The organism is Empedobacter sp. UBA7494 (genome assembly GCF_002478465.1).
GTDB lineage: Bacteria > Bacteroidota > Bacteroidia > Flavobacteriales > Weeksellaceae > Empedobacter > Empedobacter falsenii_B.
The window spans coordinates 90,967-97,241 of the sequence record NZ_DLOC01000092.1 but is presented as its reverse complement, the minus strand read 5'-3'; the positions used below and the strand labels follow the sequence as shown (position 1 = coordinate 97,241).

The window sequence follows — 6,275 nt, the reverse complement described above, 5'->3', positions numbered from 1 at the left end:
ATTTACATACAGAAAAAAACTTAAATAATTTTTCTATAAAAGAAGAAGATAAATTTGTTTTAATAAAGAATAATTTTTATTCAGTAGGAGTTGATTTTTCTAATAAAGTAGATTCAGATTTTTCTAATATTATTAAAAATATTTTATTGAATCCAAGTTTTCTAGAATTTAGTAATGAGAAATTTATTTTTCATTTAAATGATGAACAATTGGATATAATTAGAAATGAAACAAAAAGTGAATATATATTACTAATTCAAACTATTTTAAAGCCTAGTATTTTAGCTCAAAAAAATTTCACATCTATAACTACATATGAAAAAAATAAAGAGAGAGAGTACCACGTTATTTTACAATTAATAGATATAGAAAAAAGAAAAGTATTATACTCTAAAGAGTCGATGTCTAGAATAAAAATATCATATGAATATTCAACATCGTCGACAACACAAGATGAGCAATTATTAAAAACATATAACATTTTATATAAGGATTTTAAAGAAGAATTATTAAAAATGAAATAATACTTTTTCAATAAAAATAATCTACTAAACATTATTATACACCTAAATAATTTAGGCTAAATTATTGATATTTTGAGAGTGTTGTTTTGTATAAATGTTTTTGTAGTTAGGAATGCTTAGTAAGGCGCATTTTTACGTTGAAACTGCATATCCAAATACCATTTTTAAGTGTTATTACCCAAGTTTTCGTTTAATTTTTTTGTAGTTTTTTGAACGAATAATCTTCCCTTTATCTGTAATAAAAAGAGCAGCGTAATCTTTTTGTTGATTGATTAAATTCAATCCTTTTTCTTTTCCTAAAACCATGATAGAAGTGCTAAAACCATTACACATTTCAGCATCCGGACCAATAACTGTAACCCCTTTTAATCCTGTTGAAGGAATTCCAGTTTTGGGATTAATAATGTGTGAATAGCGAACTTCATCAATCAAAATAAATTTTTCGTAATCACCAGAAGTCGTAACAGCAGCATTTTTCATTGAGAGAATATCCAACATTTTATGTCGATTAAATGGATTTGTAATTCCAATTTTCCAAGGTTCTCCATTTGATTGATTTCCCCAAGTTGTCATATCTCCAGAAGCATCAATTATACCCGCTTGTATTCCTAAGTCTTGCATGAAAGTTCGTGCTTTTTGTGCTGCATAACCTTTTCCTGTTGAACCAAAACCGATTTTCATTCCAATTTTTTTTAAGAATATTGTTGAATTTTCTTCATCTAAAATAATGTTTTGATAACCGATTTTTTCGATGGCTTTTGAAATTTCTTCCTGAGTTGGAATCTTTTCCATTGAACCATCAAATTTCCATATTTTGTCCATTGCCGCAAAGCTAATGTCAAAAGCACCATCGGTTAGTTGCGAAAAATAAATCGCACGCTTTGTTAAGTCAAAAACTTCTCGATCTACTTTTATCGCTTTTATTCCCGCATTTTGATTGACAAGAGAAACTTGCGAAGTTGGTTTCCAATCAGAAATCAAATTCTCAATTCTAATCATTTCATCAATTGCTTTATTGATGTTTTTTTCAACGGAAATAGAATCGGAATCAACCAATGTAATTTTGAATTTACTTCCCATTAAAATTGTATCTCTAACTCCAACCGTTTGAGCATTCATCGGAGTTAGAACATACAATAGTATAAAAGTGAATATATTTTTTAGAATGAATTGCATGATGTTTTATTCATTTGTTATTGTGAGTAAATTTTCGTCTAAGTTCTCGATACAATTTTCTTATTCTGTTGAAACGAAAATCATTCGAACTGACGAAAAATTTAGTTTAATCCGTCATTTCGAGTGTTTGAGAAATTTCGTTCAATTTTTCACTATTTATTTATAATTTCAGATTATTTTCATCAAAGTTCTCGATTCGATTTTCTTATTCTATCGAAATGAAAATCATTCGAACTGACGAAAATAATGTAATCCGTCACTTCGAGTGTTTGAAAATTTATTGAAATTTTCAAATGTATCGAGAAATTAGACGGAATAAATTTTAATAACAATCCGTCAAAAATTGTCCATTTGTTTTGAATTCTTCGAATGATTTCTTCAAATGTTGTTGACAGATTTCTTCCAAAACTTTTTCCACATCATGTTGCATTGTCAGAGCGCCACAAATCATAAGAATTCCACCATTTTGCAATGTTTCAGCAAAGAATTTAGCATCACGATTGACTAAATCCATCACATATTGTTTATTTTCTTCACGTGAAAAAGCAATGTGAAATTGACTCAAATGATTGGTAGAAATTTGTTTCGTAGCAAATTCTTGATAAGATTTTGTTGTTTCATTATCATGTCTGAAACCACAGTATAAATGCGTTTCAATATTTTTTGAATTCTCATCAATCATCCCAAGAAAAGGCGCAATTCCTGTTCCGTTTGCAATCATCACAACTTTTGAAGCTTTTGGAAATCTAAAGGCTTTATTTTTTACAATTCGAGCTTTAATCGTAGAATTTTGAACTAAATTATATAAATATTGAGAACCTAATCCAAACTCATGCAATTTAACAATTAACTGTAATTTATTATCAACTTTTCCAACTGAATATAAGCGTTCTTTGTGATCACTTTCGGGGTAAATTGCTAATAAATCTCCAGATTTGAATTTTTCTTTTACATCTAAAACAACTTTAAATGTTGCATCTTCTTGTGTGATTTTAGTGGTAGAAATAACCTTAACATTTTTCAGTTTTGGTGCTTTTCCAACATACATCGCAGGCGTTGTTGCTAAAGGAATATCTGTCGTTTCTTTGTATGCAATGACCCAATTTGTGAATTCTTCAGGCGATTTATCATTTACAGTTTTCAAATCCAATAATTGAGTAGCCCATTTTTGGTCATTCAACCATTTGTCAACTTTAACTGCATAGCCACAATAATCTGAATAGGCTCTTGATCCAAATCCTACAACAGAAAATTCGATGGATTGGTTTTGTGGAAATTGTGTGATTAATTGTTCAAATTTCTTAGCATTCGCAGGCGCATCACCAATTCCATAAGTTGAGGTAAAAATGATGAGTTGTTTTGCTTTTGGATAAATTTCATATTGATTCATCTGAGCGATAAATGATTTTTTTCCGTTTGCTAAAAATTGCTCTTGAATTTTTGAAGCAAATCCAACAGTTGCACCATTTTCTGAACCAACTAAAAGGATAATTTCAGCTTCGTTGGCTTTATATTTATTTTTGCCAATTTTCGTTTTTGTACGTTTGAACGTAATTACAAATCCTGACCAAATAAAGAATAAAATGTTAAGCGAAGCAATTCCTAAAATCGCAGCCCAAATCACATTAGTGCGACCTGTATGTAAATCGATATTGAATTTTTCTACAATTGCTGAATAAGGATTCAACGATTCTGAAATAATCGCTCCATTTACTTGATTCACCGAAACCGATTTTTTTCTTAAATGAACGATAAATGGTTCTGCTTCATCATCTGGAATAAAAGGAAATTCAATCTTTTCAACACTACTTAATTTCGTGTTTTTGAAGAATTCAATGTCTTTTAAATCTTTTGGTTGTAAATTTTCTTTAGCTTGATGCTCAATTTCTTTTGGTTGACCAACTAAAGGTTCTAATCGCGCTAAGAAAATCAATGTTCCTGTTAATGCAATGATTAAAACGGGAATTAATAACCAACGTCCAGTTACAACATGAAAATATTGTGAAAAGGAGTCTTTGTTAACTTTGGTAAAGAAATTTAGAATTCCTTGTTGACGTTTTACGATTAAGATTAATCCACTTATTGAAATTAACATTAATAAAAAAGATACGACACCAACAATTGCTCGTCCTGTTTCTTTTAGAAATAATGAACGGTGCAAGGCTGTGACCCAATTGATGAAATCACTTTTTGGAACAATCTCACCAATCTTTTTTCCTGTTGTAGGATCAATGTAAGATTTGATCGAATTTCCATCTTCGTCCATCGCATCAATTGTCACAAAATCATTGTGATCAACTTTTACTTCTATTATTTCAAAATAATGCTCGCGCAAAGTTGGTAAAACTTGCGCGAGTGTTATGTTATCGAAATTTTCTACTTTGTATGCGGGCGATTTTTCGTTTATTGCATCAACAGCCAAAATTACTCCTGTGATAGATAGAATAACTAAAAATGCTGAAGATAAAATTGCAAGACTCAAATGCGCATATCTCCAAATAGATAATGTCATTTTATTGAACTTTTATAAAACGTACGGCTTTAATATAAACTGAACCTTTGATACCTGCTTTGTTGTCTAAATCCGAAGAATTTATTGCAACTTCGGCATCTTTTGTGACGTATTTTTGAGTTTCTACAGCAGATTCAAAACGTAATTTGTATCCTTTATTCAATTTTGCAGTATCAAACTCGATGACACGTGTCGCTCTCGCTCCTCCAGCAACTGAAGCACCTGTGATTCCGTTTAATTTTTCTTTCTTTTTACTATTGAATTTGTGCCATTCTTTTAACGTGTTATACCACTCGTTATCTGTTCCCAAAATACCTAAAGTTTTTTCGTATTGTCCTTTTGGATTGATTAATGAAATCACTACATAGGCTTCTTTTCCCGTGTAATTATTCATCTGAATCATTGTTTTGTATTTTGTTGTTTGAGCAAAAGTGGCAGTTGCCATTAAGATTACAACTAATCCAACTAATTTTTTGATTAAGTTAAATTTCATCTCCTTCATTATTTTAAAAAGTCAATAGACACATTATTTTTCTTTAAGAATTCGTTTTCTCCAGCCAAATCATAAGCTGTTTCGTCAAATTCTGTTTTAATATCTTTTTTCGCTCCAGCAGCAACCAAAGTTTTCAAGATTGCATCACCTTTCGCAATCAAAGCTGCTTTGTGTAAAGCTGTATTTCCGTCTTCATCTTGTGTATTAAGATTCACACCTAATTCAATCGCTTTTTTCACCAAATTTACATTTCCTTTATCAACAGCAATGTGTAACAAAGTTGCACCATTACTTTGAGTAGCTTTAAAATCAACTTTTGCATTTGTTAATAAAGCTTGTTTTTCTGCGAATGATTCATCATTTGGTTTGAAAGAATTGAACCAATAATAAGCCAAATTATTTCCATCTTTATCTACAATATAAGCTTTAGCGCCTTTTTCTAACAATAAAGAAACGATTTGAGATGTACCAGAAGCAACAGCTTTCGTTAAAGCTGACTCACCATTTTTATTAACCGCATTTACATTGTTTGCTTTTGATAAAAATGTATTGATTAAATCTGTATTTTTTCCTCCAGCAACCACCATTAATGCAGTGTTTGCTTCTTTATCAGCAATTTTCGCATCAACACCTTTTGATAAGATAAAGTTGATTGTTTCTGAGTTTCCTCTGCGAGACAAAGCGTGTAATAATGTTTGTCCGTCTGGATTTAACGCTTTCGGGTTTAATTTATATTTTGTAATTAATTCTTGGAAAACTTCTACGCCATTTTCTTTTGTTCTCGAACCTTGTGTGGCAAAAAATAAAGCTTGATCAGTAGGTTTAATTCCTTTCGCGATTAATTTATCTATGATTGATAAGTTTCCTAATTTTGCAGCATAATCTGCTACAGTACGTCCATTAGCGTCTTTATCACTTAATGATAAACCTTTTGAAATAAAATATTCTGTAACTTTTAAATCATCATCATTCGCAATCGCTTGCATGATTAAGTTTGAACCATCTTCTCCTTTAATTTTTGGATTAGCACCAGCTTTAATCAACGCATCGTAAACTGCGATATTCTGATTTCCAGCACTTGCTGCATATGTGATCACATCGTAACCGTGGCTATCTTTGTAATGAACGTCAGAACCTTTGGCTAATAAATAATTTACCAATTCTAAATTCCCCGCAGCAGCAGCCCATTGAAGATAAATTCTTGAGTGATGCGTTTTTTTATCAACAGAATTTCCTTCTTGTTCAATTAAAAATTTAGTCACATTAAAATCTGCTTTGTTGTTAATCGCTATCACAACAGGATCAAAGAAACCACCATTTTGAAAAGAAGGACTGTTTCCTTTCGAAATTTCAGTTTTTACAGTTTCTATTGTAGGATTATTTTTCCAAAAACCAGCATCCATCAACGTGTTCGTTTGAGCTTGAATAAATGAAGCGACAAGGATAGCAGCAGAAATGAATAATTTTTTCATATGAATAGAATATATTGTAATGATTATTTAGACTAATTTTAATTTGATTTCAAAAGTATTATTTTTATTTATATTAATTCTAATTAAATCAAATAAAT

At 30.4% G+C, this 6,275-nt stretch carries 5 protein-coding genes; 1 reads left to right on the top strand and 4 read right to left on the bottom strand.

Annotation, left to right across the window (positions count from 1 at the left end; genetic code table 11):
- Nucleotides 1-524, top strand: a 524-nt coding sequence (locus tag B4E95_RS11130; RefSeq protein WP_291091554.1) for a hypothetical protein, incomplete at its 5' end; no start/stop codon positions are given.
- Between the two features lie 174 nt (nt 525-698).
- Here the strand turns inward: B4E95_RS11130 and B4E95_RS11125 are convergent.
- The 4 genes from B4E95_RS11125 to B4E95_RS11110 all read right to left on the bottom strand — a co-directional run bounded on the left by B4E95_RS11125 (nt 699) and on the right by B4E95_RS11110 (nt 6,177).
- Nucleotides 699-1,700, bottom strand: coding sequence for an FAD:protein FMN transferase (locus B4E95_RS11125; RefSeq protein ID WP_291091552.1), 1,002 nt, complete (start codon nt 1,698-1,700; stop codon nt 699-701).
- 322 nt (nt 1,701-2,022) lie between these two features.
- Nucleotides 2,023-4,212: a PepSY domain-containing protein gene (locus tag B4E95_RS11120; RefSeq protein ID WP_291091550.1), complete on the bottom strand. Its 2,190-nt coding sequence runs from the start codon at nt 4,210-4,212 to the stop codon at nt 2,023-2,025.
- Nucleotide 4,213: 1 nt separating this feature from the next.
- Nucleotides 4,214-4,705, bottom strand: a complete 492-nt coding sequence (locus B4E95_RS11115) for a DUF2271 domain-containing protein (RefSeq protein WP_291078280.1) — start codon at nt 4,703-4,705, stop codon at nt 4,214-4,216.
- A gap of 8 nt (nt 4,706-4,713) precedes the next feature.
- Entirely contained in the window at nt 4,714-6,177 is a 1,464-nt protein-coding gene (locus B4E95_RS11110) for an ankyrin repeat domain-containing protein (RefSeq protein WP_291091548.1), read from the bottom strand.
- Nucleotides 6,178-6,275: the final 98 nt, after the last annotated feature.

Coding starts and splice junctions, on each gene's coding strand:
- B4E95_RS11120 (WP_291091550.1), bottom strand. CDS start 4,212: ATGACATTATCTATTTGGAGATATGCGCATTTGAGTCTTGCAATTTTA.
- B4E95_RS11115 (WP_291078280.1), bottom strand. CDS start 4,705: ATGAAATTTAACTTAATCAAAAAATTAGTTGGATTAGTTGTAATCTTA.
- B4E95_RS11110 (WP_291091548.1), bottom strand. CDS start 6,177: ATGAAAAAATTATTCATTTCTGCTGCTATCCTTGTCGCTTCATTTATT.
- B4E95_RS11125 (WP_291091552.1), bottom strand. CDS start 1,700: ATGCAATTCATTCTAAAAAATATATTCACTTTTATACTATTGTATGTT.